Here is a 19896-nt window from a genome sequence, read left to right as displayed (position 1 = left end):
GTGTAGGCGGCGCCAGAGCCGCCGGGGCGGGGCGCGCGGGCAATTTTGCGCGCCTTCGCATGCGTACGGGGGTCTGCGCGCTCAGGGGGGCAGTCCGCAGATCTCGGCCAGCGGGCGACCTGTCCGTTGAGACCGGCGGAGCTGTGCGTAACGCCAGTAAGTGTAGACGACGGGGATCAGCTCGAGGGTCAGGAAGGCGCTGGACACCAGGCCGCCGACCATCGGCGCCGCGATCCGCTTCATCACGTCGGCGCCGCTGCCGGTGGCCCACAGCAGCGGCACGAGCCCCAACATCATGGAGGCGACCGTCATCAACTTGGGGCGGACCCGCTGGACGGTGCCCTCCATGTGGGCCCAGATGATGTCGTCGAGGTCGCGGATCTTGCCGGCCCGCAGCCGCCGATAGAAGGCCTGGTCGATGTAGACGATCATCACGACGCCGGTCTGCGCGGCGAGGCCGACGAGGGCGATGATGCCGACCCACACGGCGGTCGAGAGCCGGTAGTCGAGCCACCAGAGCAGCCAGGCGCTGCCGACCAGGGCGAACGGGATCGACAGCAGGACGATGAGGACCTCGGTGAGGTCGCGGAACTGCAGCCACAACAGCAGGGCCACCAGCGCGAGGGCGAGGGGGATGAGGACCCGCATCCGCGCCTCCATGGCCTGCATCTGCTCGTACTGGCCGGTCCACTTCAGGTACATCCCGGGGCCGAGGACGAGCTCCCCCGAGGCGAGCGCGGCGTCGACGCGGGCGCGGGCGTCGCTGACGTAGCCGCCGAGGTCGCGCCACGGCTCGATGTCGACGTAGACGTAGCCGACGAGCAGGCCGGCCTCGCTGCGCAGCATCGGCGGGCCCTCGGCGAGCGCGACGTCGGCGACCTCGGCCAGCGGCACGGTGCGGGTGACGGCGCTCGCGGGCCCAGGCACGGCGACCGGGAGCTCGCGCAGGCGGTCGAGGTCGCCGCGCAGGTCCTCGGCGATCCGCAGCTGCACGGTGTAGCGGCGCCGACCGTCGATGGTGGCGGCGATCGGCTCGCCGCCGATCGCGAGGTCGACGAATTCACCGAGATCGGCGACCTGCAGGCCGTGGCGGGCGAGGTCGTCGCGGCGCGGGACGATGTCGACGTAGACGCCGCCGAGCGAGCGCTCGTAGAGGATGCTGCGCGTGCCGGGGAGGTCGCGCAGGATGGCCTCGACGCGGGCCCCGGCGGCCTCGATCGCGGGCAGGTCGCGGCCGAACACCTTGACGCCGACAGGGGTGCGCACGCCGGTGGTGAGCATGTCGACGCGGGCCCGGATCGGCATGGTGAAGGCCTGCGTCCAGCCCGGCATCTGCAGGTCGGCCGACAGCTTGGCCACCAGCTCGTCCCAGGTCTCGGGCGTCTCCTCGGGCCAGACCCGCGTCAGCGGGCCGCGCAGGACCGACGGGGCCCAGCCGCTCCACCAGCGCTCGCGCGTGACCTTCGGCCACTGCTCCGGCGGCCGCAACATCACCACGGTCTCGACCATGCTGAGCGGCGCAGGGTCGGTCGCGGTCTCGGCCCGCCCGACCTTGCCGAACACCCGCTCGACCTCCGGGAACGCGGCGAGCCGGGCGTCCTGGCGCGCGAGCTGCCGCTTGGCCTCCTCGATCGAGAGGCCGGGGAAGGTGGTCGGCATGTAGAGGATGTCGCCCTCGTTCAGCGCCGGCATGAACTCGCTGCCGAGCCGCATGAACACGGGGATCGCCGACAGCACCGCGAACAGGCCGATCGCCAGGGTGGTCCGCGGCTTGCGGAGGGCGACGTAGACGAACGGCTCGTAGACGGCGCGGATGAGGCGCGAGATCGGGTGGCGCTGCTCGCTGTAGATCTTGCCGCGCACCAGCAGGTCGCGCAGGGCCGGCGCGAGGGTGACGCTGAGCAGCGCGGCCGCCAGCATGACGAAGGTCTTGGTGTAGGCGAGCGGCTTGAACAGGCGCCCGGCCTGACCCTCGAGCCCGAACACCGGGATGAAGGCGACGGCGATGATCAGCAGGGAGAAGAAGATCGCGGGGGTGACCTCGCGCGCGGCCTCGGCGAGCAGGCTGCGGCGTTGCTCTTCGGACATGTCCTTGGGGGCATGTTCGAGCCGCTTGTGGCAGGCCTCGACCATGACGATCTCGGCGTCGACGGTGGCGCCGATGGCGATGGCGATCCCGCCGAGGCTCATGATGGTGGCGGGGATCCCGAGCCAGGCCATCGGCAAGAACGCCAGCAGCACCGCCAGCGGTAGGCCGACGATCGGCAGCAGAGCGCTGCGCACGTGGAGGAGGAACAGCAAGATCACCAGGGCGACGACGACGCCCTCCTCGACCAGCGCGGCCTTGAGGGTGTCGATCGCGCGGTCGATGAGGCCGCTGCGGTCGTAGGTGGTGACGACCTCGACGCCCGGCGGCAGGCCGGCGGCGACCTCGTCGAGGCGGGCCTTGACGCGCTCGATGACGTCGCGGGCGTTGACGCCGTAGCGCGCGACGACGATGGCGCCGACGACCTCGCCCTGGCCGTCGAGCTCGGCCAGGCCGCGGCGGATGTCGGGGCCGAACCGGACGTCGGCGACGTCGCCGAGCCGCAGCGGGGCGCCGAGTTCGGGGCTGGCCTTGAGGACAGCCGACTCGAGGCCGGCGAGGTCCTGCAAGTAACCGCGGCCGCGCACGAAGGCCTCGCGCCCGCCGAGCTCCAGGATCCGCCCCGACGACTCGCCCGAGGTCCTGCGCACGGCGTCGGCGACGTCGGCGACGCCGAGGCCGTGGGCGCGCAGGCGCTCGAGGTCGAGCTGGACCTGGAACTGGCGCTCGTAGCCGCCGACGCTGGCGACCTGGGCGACGCCCTGGACGCTCTCGAGCGCGTAGCGCAGCTCGAAGTCCTGGAGGGCGCGCAGCTCGGCGAGGTCGTGCTGACCCGTGCGATCGACCAGGGCGTACTCGAACACCCAGCCGATGCCGGTGGCGTCGGGCCCGAGAGTGACGCTGGCGCCCTCGGGCAGGCGCGGGCCGATGCCGGCCAGGTACTCTTGCACCCGCGAGCGGGCCCAGTAGACGTCGACGTCCTCGGCGAACAGGACGTGGACGAAGGACATGCCGAACATCGAGTAGCCGCGCACGGCCTCGACGCCGGGGGCGGCCAGCAAGGAGGCGGTGAGCGGGTAGGTGACCTGGTCCTCGACCAATGTCGGCGAGCGCCCGCGCCACTCGGTGAAGACGATGACCTGCGGATCGGAGAGGTCCGGCACGGCGTCGATCGGGACGCGCTCCAGGGCGCGCAGGGCCAGCCAGCCGAGCACGAGGTAGGCCATGATCACGAGGCCGCGGTGGTGCGCGCAGGCGTCGATCAGCTTGCCGATGGCGGTGATCATGGCGGCTCGAGGAAAGGGCTACGGGGCGTGGCCGGCGTGCTGCGCGTGCGGGTCGGCGTGCGCGGCGGTGGGCTGCGCAGCGGCGGGGATCAGCGCGGCGCGCAGGCGGCTCTCGGCGTCGACGAGGAAGGTCGCGCCGGCGACCACGCGCTCGCCGGCGCTCACGCCCTCGCGCACGCGCACGAACTCGGCGTCGCGCCCGCCGAGCACGACGGGGCGCGGGACCAGGCGGCCGCCGCCGGCGTCGACGAACACGTAGGGCTGCGCGCCGGCGTCGACGATCGCGTCGCGCGGCACGGCCACGCCGGTCTCGCCCGCCAGCGCGAAGCTCACGGTCGCCGGCATGCCGGCCACCAGCGCGCGGTCGTCGTTGGTCAGCGGCATGCGCACGCGGACGCTGCGGCTGTCGGCGGCGACGCTCGGGTAGACCAGGTCGACCGCGACGTCGCGGCCCTGCTCGGGCCGGCTGGTGAATCGGACATGTCCCTTGGTTCCTGTCCTGACGGACACGGCGCGCGCGGCCGGCAGCTCGGCGACCAGATAGAGCGCGTGGTCCTCGCGCAGCTCGTAGAGCGGCTCCTCGGGGCGCACGTAGGCGCCGAGCACGGCGGCGCGGGCGACCACGACGCCGCTCGCGGGCGCGACCACCGGGGTGGTGCGGTCGGGCTTGCCGGTCCTGACGACCCGGTCGATCGCGGCGGTCGAGAGGCCGAGCAGCTCGAGCCGCTGGCGGGCCGCCTCGACCACCGGCCCCGACCACCCGCGCGCCGCCACCAGCTCGGCCTGGGCTTGATAGATCTCCGGGCTGTAGTACTCCGCCAGCACCTGACCCTTGCGCACCCGCACCCCGGTCTCGGCGACGGCGATGCGCTCGATGAAGCCGGCCGCGCGCACGTGGACCCGCGCGGCCCCGTCCTCGGAGAACTCGGTCAGGGCGGCGCTGCGCAGCTCGCCCGCGAACTCGTGCTCGCCAGCGACGACGACGCGGGCGCCGATCGCCTGCAGGCGGTCGAGGCCGAGGGTGATCGCGGCTGTCCCTGCGGGCATGTCCGGAGAGACAGCCACGTCGGCGGCGGCGACGGGCTCGAGGTCCATGCCGCAGATCGGGCAGTCGCCAGGCTCGGCCTGCTGGATCTGCGGGTGCATCGGGCAGCGGTAGACGGTCTCGGGCGGTTCGTCGGCGATCGGCTCGAGCGCCATGTGGCAGATCGGGCACTCGCCCGGCTCATGAGCCGTGATCTGCGGGTGCATCGGGCAGCGGTAGCGCGGGGCGTGCTGGACCGCGGCCGGCTCGGCGCTGGCGTACGACCACCAGGAGAAGCAGGCCGCCGCGAGGGTGCCGAGCAGGAGCAGCCAGCGCACGCCCGCCATCACGGCGACGCCAGGCGGCGGGGCCTCGGCGCCTTCGCGCAGGTTCTCGGGGTCGTGAGGGTGGGGCACGGGGAGTCCTTGAGAGGTGGCTGGTCTCGGAGACAGGTAGAGGAGCGGGCTGGTCTCGGGGACAGGTGGGCGGACGCGGAGGGTCGGGCGGGCGACGGGTCGTGGGAGCGAAGGGCTGGTCTCGGGGACGGGTGTGAGGCGCGATGCGTCCGGATCGGTTGACGGGACGGCTGGCTCAGGTGTGAGGCGCGGCGGGGATGGACCTTGCTGGGGCGGGCGGATTTCGCGGATGGTCTTCGGGACAGGTGATTGTGGTCTTCGGGACAGGTTCAGCGGTCGGCGGGGCCGGGGACCAGCGGGCGGCGGGCGACCGGGGAGCCGACGGCGCGGTCGAGGTCGATGAGGGCGTGGTCGAGGTCGGACTTGGCGGCGATGACGTCCATCGCCACCTCGACGTGCACGGCCTCGGCGGCGAGCAGAGCCGAGAAGTCGCCGCGGCCGGACTCGTAGCCGGTGAGGGCGACCCCGCGGGCGCGGGCGCTGGCGGGCCCGGCCTCGCGCACGAGCGCCTGGTAGCGCTCCGACGCGCTCTGCACGGTCGCGAGCGCGCCCGAGACCTCGCCGGCGATGCCCAGCTTGACCTGCGCGACGTCGCGGGACGCCGCGGCGCTGAGCTCGGCCTGGGCGTCCCTGCGCTTGCGCGCCTGTCCCGAGAGCCAGGGCAGCTGGAGGTCGATCATCAGGCCGTAGCCGTGCATCGGCATCGGCCGGGTGGCGGGGAAGTAGGCGACGCCGAGCATCGCGCTCGGCAGGTTGGCCTCGCGCTTGCTGGCGCGCAGGTCGAGGGCGGCGGCCTCGCGGCGAGCGTCGGCGGCGCGGGTCTCGGGGCGGCCGCGCTGGGCGTCGGCGATGAGGCCGCGGGCGTCGACGGCGACGGTGGCCGCGACCGGGTCCTGCGGGGCGCCGAGCGGGGCGTCGGCGTCGCGGGCCATCAGCGTGTTGAGGCGGGTGCGCGCGGCCTGGGCGGCGGTGGCGTCGGTGGCGACGTCGGCGCGGGCGCGGGCGACCTCGGTCTCGGCGCGGGCGATCTCGAGGAGCGTGCCGCCGACGACCTGGCGGGCCCTGGCGAGGCCGAGCACGTGCTCGCTGACCCGCTGGTGCTCGAGATGGACGCCGTGGCGCGCGATCGCGGCGGCGTAGTCGATGAAGGCGTGACGCACCGCGGTGGCGAGGTCCTGGGCGACGGCGTCGCGGGAGGCGGTGTCGGCGTCGGCGTCCTTGCGGCGGGCCGCCGAGCGCAGCTTGAGGCTGCCCGCCGCCGGGACCGGCTGGCGCAGGCCGAGCATGACCATCGGCGACTCGTTCCACGCCCACGGCCGGGCCAGCGGGACCTGCCAGATGTCGAAGGTGAGGCGCGTGGCCTCGGGCCGGCGCTCGGCCTCGGCCAGGTGCAGGGCTGCGCGGATCCGGTGGGCCGCCGCCTGCAGGCCCGGGCTGCGCTCGAGGGCGACGAGCACCGCGGTGTCGATGTCGAACGATCCGCTCAGGTCCGAATCGGCCGGCGCCGCGCGCACGGGGCCCGCGAGCAGGGCGAGGACCAGGCAGACGCTGCGCGCGAGAGGCACGCGGCGTGCGCATGCATGCGGCGGGTCAGGGGAGAAAATCGAGGATTTTCAGCCGGGGGCGCGGCGGCCGCGAGGTGGGGTCGCGAAGATTCTCAGGCGCGCTCGCGAAGATCGTGAAGGGCGTCATCGGCCGCGATCGGCTTGCCGATCGCGGCAAGCTCGGAAATGCCGGACGCTCGCGCTCGCTTTGCCGGGGGCGGGCGGCATGCCTTCCGACTCGGCGAGAGTGCGCCTGTCCTCGGGGACATGTCCGAAAGGAGGGGTCAGGGCGTCGCGTGCCGAGGCCGGCGATGCGTATGACCTGTTCCCGGAGACATGGGCGGCGAGCGAGCTGGACCGTCGCTGCCGAGGCCGGCGAGAGGATGACCTGTCCCGGGGACATGTCGCGGCGAGCGAGCTGGACCGGCGCGGCCGAGGTCGGCGAGAAGCTGACATGTCCCCGGGGACATGTCGTTGCGAAGCGAGCTGGGCCGTTGAGCCGCGCGCCGGGATGGGGGATTGTGCGTCGGAGGACGGCTGATTGACACCTGTGCGCGCGCTCCGGTAAGAGGCGATTCTGGCGCCAGTCGCGCCGGAGGAGTCGGTCATGCACGCGCGGACGGGTCGAATCTCGAGTTGGCTGGTGGCAGGAGCGCTGGTCGTGGGCTGCGGCGACGACGGCGACGACGGCGAGACCACGGCCGGGGCGACCGCGCCGACCAGCATCACGGGGGCGAGCGGCGCCACCGGCGTGACGGCGGGGACGGGCGGCGAGACGACCGGAGGCGACAGCGACGCGACTACCAGCGTCGACCCGAGCGGCTCGCCGACCAGCGCGCCGACGACCACCGGCGGCCCGGGCTGCAGCGGCGACCAGGACTGTCCCGAAGGCCAGCACTGCGGCTCGTGGTCGGGCCAGTGCCTGCCGGCGGGCGGCTGCGTGTTCGACGAGGACTGCGACGGCGGCCAGACCTGCAACGACGGCGTGTGCGAGATCGGCGGGGAGTGTGGGGCCCAGGAGTTCGCGCTGACCCAGGTCGTGCCCAACGTGATGATCGTGCTCGACCGCAGCGGCAGCATGGACGGCGACGTCCAGGACTCGGACAAGAACCGCTGGGAGGTGGCGAAGGACGCGATCTTCAAGCTGGTGACGACCTTCAACGAGGAGATCCGGTTCGGGCTCGTGACCTACTCGGCGTGCGTCGGCAACGGCTGCTCGGCCGGCACGATCGTGGTGCCGCTGGCCGAGTTCAACGGCGGGGCGATCCAGCAATTCCTGGCGGACAAGGGCAACGGCTACCTGTGCGACTCGGGCGACCCGGAGACGAGCACCGGCAATACGCTCAAGGCGCTGGTCGGCGAGCCGCAGATCCAGGACCCGACGCGCGGCAACGCGGTGCTGCTGATCACCGACGGCAACGAGAGCGGCGAGTGCCAGGACCCCAACGACGGGCCGTCCGCGGCCGCCGAGCTGTTCGCGCAGGCGATCTCGGTGCCGACCTACGCGGTCGGGTTCTCGGACGGGATCCTCGGCTCGCTGGCCGAGATCGCCACGAGCGGCGGCACGGGCATGCCCTACAACGCCAACAACCCGGCCTCGCTCGAGGCGGCGCTCGAGGCGATCGCCGGCGCGGTGGTCTCGTGCACCTTCGAGCTCGACACCGTGCCGGACGACCCGAGCGAGATCTACGTGTTTTTTGAGGACATGATCCCGGGGCTGCCGAACGACGCCGGCAACGGCTGGACGTACGACCCGAGCACCAACACGATCACCTTCCATGGCACCGCCTGCGACGCGCTCAAGGACGGGCTGGTCGACGACGTCGACGTGGTGTTCGGCTGCGACGTGCCGATCCCCGGCTGAAATTTCTTTTTATATAGTGGACATGCTCATGGGGGCATGTCCGAATGGTCATGGCGCGCCGGACATGTCCTTTAGGGCATGTCCGCATGGACAGCCGCGATCGCTCAGTGGTACACGGCCGGCTTGCAGGCGGCCTCTTTCATGCGGCAGTCGTCGCGGCACGAGTCGCCGGCGCCGGTGCAGGTCAGCTTGCAGGTCGCGCGGTCGGTCTCGGACATCTTGCCCCCGTCGCACTGGTTGCTGCAGGTCGTCTGCTCGCTGGCGCAGCTGACCTTGCAGTTCTGGGCATGGGCGGCGCAGTGGGGGTTTTGCGGCTGGGCGGGGACGGTGAAGGTGGCCTGGCCCGGGGTCGCCGGGGTGGGGGTCGGGCCGGCGGCCGGACGCGGGCCGGGCTGACTCGGGGCCGCGGTGACCGGGCGCGGCGCGCCGCCCTGGACCACGCCGTTCGACGAGCGGATGACCGCGGCGCGCTGCTCGGCGTCGGTCATGGTCGGCGCCGGGCCGAGGACCCACTGGCTCGGGGCCGCGGGGCCGACCACCGTGCCGACCGCGCCGCAGTTGTTGCGGCAGGTGGCGCGGTCGGTCGCCGAGGCCTCGCGGTCGCAGGTGGACTGGCAGGCGGCGATCTGCTGCTGCTGTTGCTGCGCGGCCTGAGGGTTGTACGTGGCCGCCGTGGTGCCCGGCTGCGCGGGGGTGTAGGCGGGGCCTTGCGTCGTCGTCACCGGCACCGAGCCGCCGCCGGGGGCGAAGCTGTAGGTCGTCGTGCCGCCGACGCTGGTGCTCGACACCGGCGCGCCCGGCTGCGGGGCGCGGTAGGTCTGGCCGCAATGCAGGCGGCAGGTGGCGCGGTCGCCCGGGGTCGCCTCGCGCTCGCATTGCGACTCGCACAAAAATCGCTGCTGTGCGGGGTCGGGAGCGGGCTGAGCCGCGCGCGGCGGCGGAGACGCGGAGGGCGAAGACGCGGGCGGGGTGGCAGGTCGGGCGGCGGGCGGCGTCGCAGCGGACCCGGCCGCAGGGGCGGTTGCAGGCGGGGTCGCGGGTTTGGCCGCGGGGGTCGCCGTCGCGGACTCGGCCAGGCGGGCGCACTGGAGGCGGCACGTGGCCTGGTCGTCCGCGGACAGGCCCGGCGCGGTGCAGCCGGCGAAGCAGGTCTCGCTCGCCGGGGCGGCGGCGCGGGCGGGGCCGAAGCCGAGCAGGGCCGCTGTCGCGAAGGTCAGGCTGAACAGAGCGAATGGACGCATGACAGATCCCCCTCGTACGCGAGCCGACGATAGCATCCGTGCGACAGCCGGCAAGAATGGTGCGTGGGCGGACACGGACCGCGAAGCCGATGTCCGCACTGCGACTGCGCGTGGCTCGATCGCCTCGAAGCGAGTCTCGTGACGCTCGTGGTCACAGCCGGCCCTCGCCGGGGCGGCTCGACGCTCGTCACGCTCGCGGCGCCGGTCGCATGCGACTCGCGGTCAGCACGGGCCGTCGATGCAGCAGTCGCCGTAGAAGAAGCAATCGGGGTCGCAGGCGCAGGCGCCACTGAAGCCGCCGCACTCGCAGTCCGAGCACGAGTACGGGTCTTCGGGGCAGTCCTGCGGGCAGCTGCAGTCGTCCTCGCCGCCGCTGCACACGCCGTCGCCGCAGACCATGTTGACGCAGCCGGCGGTGTTGTGGGTGCAGTTGGCGTTGCAGCTCAGGGAGCCGCCGCTGAACCCGAGGCCGTTGCAGGTCTGGCCGCCGAGGTCGCCGCCTTCGCACGACTCGGGCCCGTTGCGCACGCCGTCGCCGCACCAGAAGCAACCTGTCTTGTTGAACAGGCAGCTCTGCGGGCTGCCGCAGGTCAGCGTGCCGCCGTGGTAGTTGCCATTGGCCGGGGCGACCAACTGCGCGCACACCAGGTTGCCGAGCTGCGCGGCCGAGCACTGGGTGCCCTGCGCGCCGCAGTCGCACTCCTCGCCGCCGTTCTTGGTGCCGTCGCCGCACGACTCGCTCAGGCACTGGCTCTTGTCCCACGTGCAGGTCGCGGCGGCGCAGGTCAGGACGCCGCCGTTGAAGCCGAGGCCCTGGCAGGTCTGCCCGTTGACGTTGGCGCCCTCGCACTCCTCGGGCGGCTCGATCGCCCCGTCGCCGCAGGACGTCGCCGGCTCGGTGGTGGAGGTGGTGCTCGGATCGCTGGTGCCCGACGGATCGACGGGGCCGGTGGTCGGCGCGTCGTCGGTGGTCGGCGCTTCGTCGCCGAAGTCGGGCCGGATCATGTCGGTGGTGCCGGCCGAGTCGTCGTCGGTGGTCGGCGCGGAGGTGCCCGACATGCCCTGGGTGGTCGGCGACGCGGTGGTCGGCGGTGGAAACGAGCCGCCGAAACCTGAACTTTGAGTCACGTCCTCGCCGCCGGCACAGGCCGCGAGGGTGACGAGCGCGAGGAACGAGAAGCGGCGGGCCATCCCGCGATCATAGGGCGGGGCGGCGGCGCGTCGCAATTTCTCAGGCGCGCAAGGTAACGGCGGGCTCTGCGGCTTCGGCGTGAGCCGGCCGAGGGTCATCGCCCTCGACCTCGAGATCCTCGAGGACCAGCTTCAACATGCGATCGAGGACGCCGGTCCACGCGTCGCGGCGGGTATCGACCCGCGCTTGCGGACCGAGGCGACCGAACCTCCGCAGGTCGGGCTCGCGCGCGCACGGCTCGTCGACGAACGCGGCGGCTCGCAGCTCGGCCGCGACGGCGCGCACGGCCGCGGCGACCTCGGGCCCGCCGACGTCGATGGCCCAGGCGACCGTGGCCCAGGCGAGTTCGGCGTGGCGGGTTTCGTCGGCGGCGATGCTCGCCAGCGCGACTTCGGCGGCCGGGGCTTCGCAGTCGCGGCGGCTGCGCAGCGCGGTGAGCGCGGCGATCGTCTCGCCGACGCAGCCCTCGCGGAAGGTGTCGCAGGCGAGCGCGACCAGACCGCCGGCGCGGGGCTGCACCGGCGGCAGCGGGCCCGGCGCGAGCGCGACGCCGCCGTACGCGGCCGCGAGGGCGAAGCAGGCCTGCGCGTGCCGGACCTCGTCGAGCCCGGCCTCGGCGCAGCCGCTCAGCAGCTCGGGCGGGGCGCCGACAGCCATCAGCTCGAGCGCGGCGCGGGCGAACGCGGCGACCGAGGCGTGCTCCATCTGGGCGTCGACGAGCCAGGCGGCGGCCAGCAGCGCGCGCTGCTCAGCGTCTGGCCCTCCGAGCATGTCCTCAGGGACATGCTCCGAGAGCCATGTCCTTCCGGGCAGGACCGGCGCGAGCATGGCGTCGTCGCTGCCGGCCAGCAGCGGGCGGCCGCTGCAGTAGTCGAACCAGTGGTAGCAGCAGACCTCGCCGTCGCCGCTGGCCTTGCGCTTGTCGTCGGTGGCGATCTTGCGCAGGCGGCCCATCATCATCGGGTTCATCGAGAGGCCCTTGAAGACCTTCTCCTTGGCGCTGTCGCCCGGGTCGGGGCGGCCGATGAGGCGCGTGGGACAGCCGATCTCGTCGGTCGCCTGGGGGGCGCGGAACTTCTCGGCGGCCGTGGGCGGGCCGCACCAGTCGCCGTTGTTGCAGCCCTCTTCCTCGAGGCCGTCAGGGTCGTACGGGTCCATGCCGGTGCGCGCCGGGTACTGCGGGCCGGCGGGCGCGGCGTCGGCGACGACAGGAGCGGGCTCGACCTTGGCGGGCGTGGGCTCGGGCGTGGCGGCCTTGGCCGGCGCGGGCTTGGTGGCTTCGGCGGGCGCGGGGGCCGGGCCGCAGGCGGCGAGCAGGAGCCCCGAGGTGAGGGCGGTGTGCAGGCGTCGGCGGAGCAGCCGGAGGTCGCGCATGCGGCCGACGTTATCATGAAGGCCCGTGCGCCGTGCTCGCGGAGATCGCCGCGGCTTGAGATCTGCGCCCGCATGGGCCATAGATGCCGCCAGTGCGCGCGGACTACGTGATCGCCGGCGCCGGCTGTGCGGGCCTCAGCCTCGCGGTGCAGATCGCCCTGCAGGCCCGCCGCCGCCAGGTCGCCTGCCCGCGGATGGTGTTGATCGAGCCGCGCGCGCGGCACGCCCGCGACCGCACGTGGTGCTACTGGCGCTTCGTCGACCACCCGTTCGCGGCGGCGGTCCGCCACCGCTGGACCCGCTGGCGCGTGGCCGACGCCGAGCGCTCGCTGGTCCGCGGCACCACGCGGCACCCCTACGAGCACGTGCCGTCGGATGTCTTTTACGACATGGCCCTCGGGACACTCGCGGAGTTCCCCGAGATCGAGCTGCGCCGCGGCTGCGCGGTGCGGGCGATCCGCGAGGTCGGCGACGGGTGCGAGGTGGTGACCGACGCCGAGGTGGTGCGCGCGCGGCTGGTGTTCGACAGCCGACCGGCGCCGGCCCCCGCGCCCGGCGGCGACGAGGTCGACCTGCTGCAGCATTTCGTCGGCTGGGAGGTCGAGGCGCCGGCGCCGGTGTTCGACCCCGAGGTCCCGACGGTGATGGACTTCGCGGTCGACCAGGCGCGCGGGATCCACTTCATGTACGTGCTGCCGTTCACGTCGACCCGCGCGCTGGTGGAGACGACGTACATCTCGCCGGAGAGCCTGCCCGACGCGACCTACGAGGACGACCTGCGCGGCTACCTGCGAAGTCGCTACGGGCTGACGGACCCGACCGTGCGCTGGCGCGAGCGCGGGGCGATCGCGATGACGAGCCGGCCGGCGGCGCTGCGCGACAGCCCGCGGGTGATCCACCTCGGCCTGCGCGGCGGCCTGGCCAAGGGCTCGACCGGCTACGCGTTCCAGGCGATCCAGCGCAGCTCGCAGCTGCTGGCGCACGAGCTGCTCGAAAGGCCAGGTGCGCCGCCGCGGGTGCCCGCGCCCCGGCCGGCGGCGGCGGTGGCGATGGACCGGGTGCTGCTGGCGCACCTGCAGCGCGCCCCCGGGCGCGGGCCGCCGCTGTTCGTCGACCTGTTCGAGCGCCTGCCGCCGGACCTGCTGTGTCGCTTCCTCAGCGACCACGCGGGGCCGCTCGATTACCCGCGGGTGATGCTGGCGTCGCCGATGGCGGAGATGACGGCGGCGGTGCTGCGTTCGCGCTCGCTGTGGCTGCGCGCGGCGACCTGACGGCGCGTCCGGGGATCACCTGGGACGCGCGGACCCCGAGTCGTCGCATTGGCGGTGACGGCGGGGAATCGGTCGACTCGGACACCGCGTACGTCGCCGCAGAATGCTGCGAGACGCTCTTGACGCCGTTCATACGAATGCGCCGACGGTGCCGCAGGAAACTTCGAAGTCGCCGCAATTGGTCCGCAGGCCGCGGACACCTAGCCGATCGGGCGCGACGAGACGCGGGACCGCGTGGAGCCCGGACGGGCGCGCTCATGTATCGGCAAACAGAGAAGATCATCATGACCATCACATCGCGTATCCATCGCTTTGTCTACCGCACGTCATTCGCGCTGGCCCTCCCGGGCATGCTGCTCGCCGTCGCTTGCGACGACCCCGATCAGGAGGCCGAGCTGGCCCGCCTGGGCGAGGACGACCTCGAGCTCGCGGCGGAGGACGCCGAGGCCGAGGAGGCCGCCGAGGGCCTCGCCGACCACGACCTCGCCGAGCTGACGGACCGCCCCGACGTCGCCGAGGGCTTCGTCCCCTTGTGTTGCACGATCACCTCCCCGTCGATCTTCAACTTTGACGCCCGGCTCTCGACCCTGTCCTCCGAGGGTTGTGCGGTGCCCGGGGGCATCCCGGCCGGCGCCATCATCTCGTACACGGTCCAGCACTACTGGGGCAGCCCGGCGCCCTACACCGGCTATACCACCGGCCCGATCGCCAACAACTCCACCAAGTCGGTCCCGCTGACGCACGGGGGTTCGCTGGACGCCCTGAGCTGCAGCGCCTTCGCGGTGTGGTAGCGCGGCGGGAGGCGCTCGAAGCTTCGTGCGTGCCCGCGGACCTGCACCGGTCCGCGGGGCCGTGCTGGTTCGGCGTTCGGTCCGCGATCGCCGCTCGATCTCGACGTCTCGCACGCGCTCGCGGCGAGGCGCGGGGCGGGCCCTCGCGCCGGGCGTTCGTGCGGGACGAGCGGACCCGTAGTACACTGGCGCTCCCTGCCGCCCCGATGACGCGCCTCTACACTTTCGGCACTCCTCCCGCCGCGCCCGGCGAGGCGCACAGCGAGGCGCCCGATTGGGTGCAGGCCAACCCCGCGCGGATCGAGAAGGCGCTGCAGCGGGCGCTGGCGCTGCCCGGCGGCGGCTGGTTCGCCGTCGACGCGCGCGAGCAGATCGTTCGCACTCCGCGCGCCTATACCATCGACGGCCACGAGCTGGTGCTGTGGCGGACCCGCGACGACAGCGTGCGCGCGGCGCCCGAGGCGTGCCCGCACATGGGCGCGTCGCTGGCCTGCGCGAAGGTCCGCAACGACAACCTGGTCTGTCCGTGGCACGGGCTCGAGCTCGGCGACGAGCCGCACGGCCGCTGGCGTCCGCTGGCGACGCACGACGACGGCGTGCTGGTGTGGGTGCAGATGCCCGAAGAGACAGGTCATGCCGGCGCCGAGGCGAGGACGCCGGCGCCGATCCTGGCCCCGCGCCCGGACCGGTTCCTGGCCGGCGTGGTGCGGATGGAGGCCGAATGTGACCCTTCGGACATCCTCGCCAACCGCCTCGATCCGTGGCACGGCGCGCACTACCACCCGCACTCGTTCGCCCGCCTCAAGGTCCTGGCCGACGAGCCCGACCACCTGCTGGTGCGCGTGGCCTACCGCTTGTTCGGGCCGCTGGCGGTCGAGGTCGACGCGACCTTCCACTGCTCCGACCCACGCACGATCGTGATGACGATCGTCGGCGGCGAGGGCGTGGGCTCGGTGGTCGAGACGCACGCGACCCCGCTCGGGCCCGGCCGCTGCGCGGTGATCGAGGCGACGCTTGCGACGTCGGATCGGCCCGGCTTCAGGTGGGCGCTCGGGTTCGGTCGGCTGGTGCGCCCGATGATCGAGGCCCGCGCGGCCCGGCTGTGGGTCGAGGACGTCGCGTACGCCGAGCGTCGCTTCCGCCAGCGCGCCCGCGCCCCCGTGCGCCTGCGGACGATCCGCGGCGAGGCGGAGTAGCGGCGCGTCGATGCGTCTCGCGCGGGCCGGCGGGTGCGCGCTCCTGCTCGCGTGCGGCGAGCCAGGGGTTACGGAGAGGGCGTCGGGTCAAGGCCCGAGCGACGCGTCGATCGATGGGCGCCAGGAGGCGGCGTCGCGGCAGTCGGACGCCGAGGGTAATGCGCACGACGCGACGCGCACGGGGATCGATGCGCGAAGAGAGGATGCGACGGCTGCGGGCTCCGATGCGCGAGGAGAGGATGCGACGCCTGCGGGCTCCGATGCGCGAGGAGAGGATGCGACCTCGCGGCCCGGTGACGATCGCCGGGCTGCGTGCTTGCGGCGCAACGCCGGCGCGCCGGCGCGCTACGCCCGGATCGTCGCGGCCTTTTGCGCCGAGCATCACAACCTCGCGGGGGTCGGCGCGAGCCTGGCGATCGTCGAGGGTAACGGCGCGCCGTTCGTCGCCACCGCCGGCAGCGCCTGTCTCGAAGGACAGGCCGTCACCGCGACCACGCGCTTTCGCGTCGGCTCGATCACCAAGCTGTGGACCGCGGCGCTGGTGCTGCGGCAGGTCGACGCCGGGCGCCTCGGGCTCGACGACGAGGTAACGCGCGTGCTGCCCGAGCTGGCCGCGGGGGTCGACGAGCGGGCCGCGGCGATCACCTGGCGGCAGCTCTTGACGCACACCGCCGGCGTGCCCGACCCGTCGCCGCTGGAGCTCGGCGCCGACTGGTTGCTCGGGCTCGGCGAGCGGCCGCTGTGGCGCGAGCCCGGGGCGCTGTGGAGCTACTCGAGCGACGGCTACGCGCTCGTCGGCGCCGCCCTGGCGCGGCTGCGGGGGGTCGAGTTCTCGCGCCTGCTCGTCGACGAGCTGCTGGCGCCGCTCGGGCTCGGGGACGCGGTGATCGATCCGCACAGGGCCCTGCAGACCGGTGCCGCCTGCGGCCACCTCGGGCGCGGCCAACAGGCCCGGGCCTTCAGCGTCGTCGAAGACCTGGCCCTCGGGACAGGCGCCGCGCGCTGGACCATCCCCGCCGGCGGCGCGATCGTCTCGGCGGCCGAGCTCGTGACGGCGGTGCAGGGCCTCTTCGATCCCGGCCGCTCGCCGCTGTCGCTGGCGGCGCGCGGCGAGCTGCTGGCTGCGGAGGTGCCGACCGGCGAGCGGCCCGGCGAGCGCTACGGGCTCGGCGTGCGCGTGCGGACAAGTACCGGCGGGCCGGCGATCTACGGTCACAGCGGCGCGACCGGGGACTTCGCGGCCGACCTGATCTTCGTGCCGGAGCGAGGGTTCTACGCCGCGGTGCTGAGCAACGACGGCGTGCCGCTGCGGGCGACCCTCGTCACCATCCTGCAAGAGGTCCTGGACGTGGCGCCCGAGCCTGCTGCGCCGATGGGCCCCGCTGGACGCTACGCCGGCACGTACCGCGCCGATCGCTCCGGCGCGGCCGTGACGATCGCGGCGCACGGCGCCGGCCTGCGGCTGTCGGGGCTCGGGTTCGAAGTCGGGCTCGAGCACGCGGGCGACGATCGCTTCGTCGCCGCGGGGCGGCCGGAGCTCGGCGGGTTCACGTTCCTGTTCGCCGACGTCGACGCGCCCGCCAGCGACCTCCGGGGTCACGCGTTCGTCGGCGCGCGGGTCGAGTGAACGCGGATCGGACGCGGGTCTCGTCCCGCTCGCTCGGTCATGCACCGAAGAGCATGTTCAAAAGAGCATGTCACATTGGACATGCTCTCGGGGACATGCTCCGAGGAGCATGTCCTTGGGGGCCGCTACTCGGGCGCGAGCAGGCCGCCGGTGCTGTGCCAGAAGCTGCTCGCGGGCGCGTCCGAGCGGGTCGCGTAGACGCTCACGAAGATCGGTTGGTCGGCGGCGATCTCGACCAGCCCGTCGTCCTCGTCGAAGCGGACGTGCGCGGTCTGGTAGGGCGCGTCGCCGAGGTCCTGGAAGCCGGCCACCGGCGCGCCGTCGACCATGACCGTCGCGCCGGTGGGCGCGACGATGTCGACGTCGACCGGGAGCCAGGCGGGCAGGGCGTGCACGTAGTGCGTGCCGTGCCAGCGGGTCACCGGCAGCGTCACCAGCATCGCCGGGTCGGTGAAGTCGCCCACATGGGTCGAGCCGACCATGTATTGCGTCACCAGCACCGGCGCGCTGCTGACGAGCGCGAAGTGTTCGCTGCTCGGCCCCAGCTCGACGAACTCGCCCGCGCCCGCGATCGTCATCGGCGGGAAGATCGGCGGCTCGAACGTCAGCTCGGTGTTCGGCGCGCTGGCCACCACGCGCACCACCTGGTCGCGGCGCAGCGTCGGCGGGTTGTGCCGCGACGGGGCCACGATCACGTACTCCGTGCCCAGCTGCGGCACCGACAGCATCATGTCCTCGAGGTGGTCGCAGTAGCCGACGCCCACCGGCATGAAGCTGCACTCGTGGCCGCCGAGCACCTGGATCGGCTTGTCGGCGACCAGGCGCGTGCCGGTGAGGTCGCCGTCGTCGTCGCTGACGATCTGCAGCACGTCGCCGGCGTTGAGCGGCGCCTTGCCGCTGCCGTCGACGCCGATGCCCGGCCCGGCCTTCGACTTGGTGCCCGGCAGCGCGGTCGCCTCGACCGACAGCTTGTCGGCGCCGGCGACCACCGCCCACGCCCCGTGATAGAAGCCGCTCGGGACCTCGGTCGCCGGGTACGACGACACGAAGTAGTCGGTGCCCCACGTGTGCCGCGGCCACAGCAGCGCGCTGTCGGCCGAGGCTGACAGGTTGAACGTGTTGTACTGGACCACCTGCACCGGCAGGTCGCTCTCGATGTGGTAGGCCCCGTCGAACTCGAGCTTGCCGACCAGCGCGGTCGACAGGTTCAGCGTGAAGGGCAGCTCGATCACGCGGAAGCTGTCGGCGTCGACCGTCTCGATCACCGGCGTGAAGTCTTCGTTCTGCGAGATCGTGACGGTGACCGGGCTGTCGTTCGGGTTCTCGATCACGACCGCGAAGATCGAGCCGTTCTCGCCCAGCTGCAGCGCGGTCAGGGCGTAGAACTCGCAGCCCGAGGCGGTCCGGGGCAGCAGCTCCGGCGCGCACGCGCCCGCGCAGGTCATCGCCGCGGCGTCGCAGGTCAGCCCCTGGGCCGCGCTGCAGGTGAGCTGGTCCTCCCACGCGCCGGCCTCGCTGCACTGCTGCAGCGCGTCGCCCTCGCAACGGACCGCCCCGGGCTCGCAGCCGACGCAGCCGCTCCCGTCGACGCAGACGCCTCCGTCGGGGCAGGCCACCGGCGCGCCGAACTGGCCGTCGGGCCCGCACTCGGCGACCTCGGTCTCGCTGACGCATTCGAGCACACCGGGCGCGCACGCAGCTGGCCCGGTGGTCCCGGTGGTCGTCGGGGTCTCGACCGTCGTCGACGACGAAGACGAGGGCTCACCGGTCGAGCTCGTCCCCTCGCTCGTGCCGGTGTTTGCCGTCGAATCGCCGCAGCCGGCGATGAGTATGAACGCTGCGACGAGCCGCGAACGGATACGCATCCCCGCACGATAGCAGGCCATAAACGGCCGCCGTGGGGTTGGATCCGCGGCGGGCGCTGAGGTCCGTGAGTTATCCCGTCCCTCAGCGACCGCGGGCTCATACGCCGCGAGTTGTCTATCCCGCTTGCATGTCCTAACGGACATGTCCCATACGAATAGCGCCGATCCGGAGCCGCAGATAAAATAGGGGCGGCTGTTCGACGATGGCCGGGATAGTCGCCCGGAATACCACCGGTGCGGCGCACGACCGCGCCCGGCTCGGTCGTCGCAGGAAGGTAGTGTCACGAGGGTACGCAACGGATCACAGGCCCCTGCGCTTTTCCTTGCGAGGCCGTCGGACCCCGGCCAAAGACCCGTATATGGACGATCCCGCCGAAATTTCCGCCGTGGACCCGCCGCGCCGGGCCTGCGCGCGCGAGCCCTCGTCGCCGGCGGCCCGGCGGGGCCGCGCTCTGGTCGGCAAGGTCGCGCTGATCACGGGGGGAGACACCGGCATCGGCCGCGCGGCCGCGATCCGGTTCGCCCGCGAGGGCGCCGACGTCGTCTTCACCCATCTCGCGGGCCACGGCGACGCCCAGGCGCTGGTGCGCGCCGTCGAGCGCGAGGGCCGGGCGTGCCTGGCCGTGTGCGGCGACGTCGACGACCCGGGCTTCTGCGAGGCGCTGGTCGCCGGGGCGGTCGCGCGGTTCGGCGGCGTCGACGTGCTGGTCAACAACCTGGTCGCGCGCCGGGCCCCGCCGAGCTTCTTCTCGCTGTTCTTCTTGACCCGCCGGCTGTTGCCGTACCTGCGCGATCGGCCAGGTGCGAGCATCGTCAACACCGCCTCGCCGCGATCGCCCGACGACCCGGTGCGCGACGACGAGGCGATCCGGGCCGCCATCGGCACCTGCACGCGCTCGCTCGCCAACAACCTCACGCGCGTCAAGGTCCGCGTCAACGCGGTCGTGCCCGACGACGACCCGGAGCTCGGCGCGGGCGACCTCGTGTTCCTCGCCAGCGACGCGGCCGCCGGCATGAGCGGCGAGCTGCTCGACCGCCGCGCGCGATGACCGCGGCGTCGACCTCGCCGGCGTCCGCCGCCGCGGACGCGGTCCGGACCTCCGGCGCTCGCGCCGTCTG

General features: G+C 73.3%; 13 protein-coding genes. 6 read left to right on the top strand and 7 right to left on the bottom strand.

What is annotated here, in order from left to right; genetic code table 11:
- Positions 1 to 81: 81 nt before the first annotated feature.
- From POL25_RS10950 to POL25_RS10940, 3 genes are all read right to left on the bottom strand, one after another.
- Positions 82 to 3372: an efflux RND transporter permease subunit gene (locus POL25_RS10950; protein WP_272085900.1), complete on the bottom strand. Its 3291-nt coding sequence runs from the start codon at positions 3370 to 3372 to the stop codon at positions 82 to 84.
- Between the two features lie 18 nt (positions 3373 to 3390).
- Positions 3391 to 4812 (bottom strand): heavy metal-binding domain-containing protein, encoded by a 1422-nt coding sequence (locus POL25_RS10945; protein ID WP_272085899.1) that lies wholly within the window; start codon positions 4810 to 4812, stop codon positions 3391 to 3393.
- A gap of 269 nt (positions 4813 to 5081) precedes the next feature.
- A complete protein-coding gene (locus POL25_RS10940; RefSeq protein WP_272085898.1) occupies positions 5082 to 6377 on the bottom strand; it encodes a TolC family protein in 1296 nt (431 codons plus the stop codon).
- 586 nt (positions 6378 to 6963) lie between these two features.
- Here POL25_RS10940 and POL25_RS10935 point away from each other — a divergent pair.
- On the top strand, positions 6964 to 8220 hold the full coding sequence (locus POL25_RS10935; RefSeq protein ID WP_272085897.1) for a VWA domain-containing protein: 1257 nt from the start codon (positions 6964 to 6966) through the stop codon (positions 8218 to 8220).
- Positions 8221 to 8324: 104 nt separating this feature from the next.
- Here the strand turns inward: POL25_RS10935 and POL25_RS10930 are convergent, their stop codons facing one another.
- The 3 genes from POL25_RS10930 to POL25_RS10920 all read right to left on the bottom strand — a co-directional run bounded on the left by POL25_RS10930 (position 8325) and on the right by POL25_RS10920 (position 12027).
- Positions 8325 to 9461, bottom strand: a complete 1137-nt coding sequence (locus POL25_RS10930) for a hypothetical protein (RefSeq protein ID WP_272085896.1) — start codon at positions 9459 to 9461, stop codon at positions 8325 to 8327.
- Positions 9462 to 9683: 222 nt separating this feature from the next.
- Positions 9684 to 10652 carry a hypothetical protein gene (locus POL25_RS10925; protein ID WP_272085895.1) on the bottom strand — a complete coding sequence of 323 codons (969 nt, stop codon included), beginning with the start codon at positions 10650 to 10652 and terminating at the stop codon, positions 9684 to 9686.
- A gap of 40 nt (positions 10653 to 10692) precedes the next feature.
- Complete coding sequence (locus POL25_RS10920; RefSeq protein ID WP_272085894.1) at positions 10693 to 12027, bottom strand: hypothetical protein; 1335 nt, start codon at positions 12025 to 12027, stop codon at positions 10693 to 10695.
- 83 nt (positions 12028 to 12110) lie between these two features.
- Here POL25_RS10920 and POL25_RS10915 point away from each other — a divergent pair, with 83 nt between their 5' ends.
- From POL25_RS10915 to POL25_RS10900, 4 genes are all read left to right on the top strand, one after another.
- Complete coding sequence (locus POL25_RS10915; protein ID WP_272085893.1) at positions 12111 to 13298, top strand: lycopene cyclase family protein; 1188 nt, start codon at positions 12111 to 12113, stop codon at positions 13296 to 13298.
- Positions 13299 to 13582: 284 nt separating this feature from the next.
- Positions 13583 to 14089, top strand: coding sequence for a hypothetical protein (locus POL25_RS10910; protein WP_272085892.1), 507 nt, complete (start codon positions 13583 to 13585; stop codon positions 14087 to 14089).
- A 206-nt stretch (positions 14090 to 14295) separates the two neighbouring features.
- Positions 14296 to 15285 carry a DUF5914 domain-containing protein gene (locus POL25_RS10905; protein ID WP_272085891.1) on the top strand — a complete coding sequence of 330 codons (990 nt, stop codon included), beginning with the start codon at positions 14296 to 14298 and terminating at the stop codon, positions 15283 to 15285.
- A 316-nt stretch (positions 15286 to 15601) separates the two neighbouring features.
- Entirely contained in the window at positions 15602 to 16912 is a 1311-nt protein-coding gene (locus tag POL25_RS10900; RefSeq protein ID WP_272085890.1) for a serine hydrolase domain-containing protein, read from the top strand.
- A 125-nt stretch (positions 16913 to 17037) separates the two neighbouring features.
- Here POL25_RS10900 and POL25_RS10895 read toward each other — a convergent pair whose 3' ends face one another.
- Positions 17038 to 18777 carry an IgGFc-binding protein gene (locus POL25_RS10895; RefSeq protein ID WP_272085889.1) on the bottom strand — a complete coding sequence of 580 codons (1740 nt, stop codon included), beginning with the start codon at positions 18775 to 18777 and terminating at the stop codon, positions 17038 to 17040.
- Positions 18778 to 19163: 386 nt separating this feature from the next.
- Between POL25_RS10895 and POL25_RS10890 the strand changes: the two genes are divergently transcribed.
- Complete coding sequence (locus tag POL25_RS10890; protein WP_272085888.1) at positions 19164 to 19826, top strand: SDR family NAD(P)-dependent oxidoreductase; 663 nt, start codon at positions 19164 to 19166, stop codon at positions 19824 to 19826.
- Positions 19827 to 19896: the final 70 nt, after the last annotated feature.

This window comes from Nannocystis bainbridge, assembly GCF_028368995.1.
Classification (GTDB): domain Bacteria; phylum Myxococcota_A; class Polyangia; order Nannocystales; family Nannocystaceae; genus Nannocystis; species Nannocystis bainbridge.
Note: the sequence above shows the minus strand (reverse complement) of the source record. Positions and strands in the feature narration are given on the sequence as shown.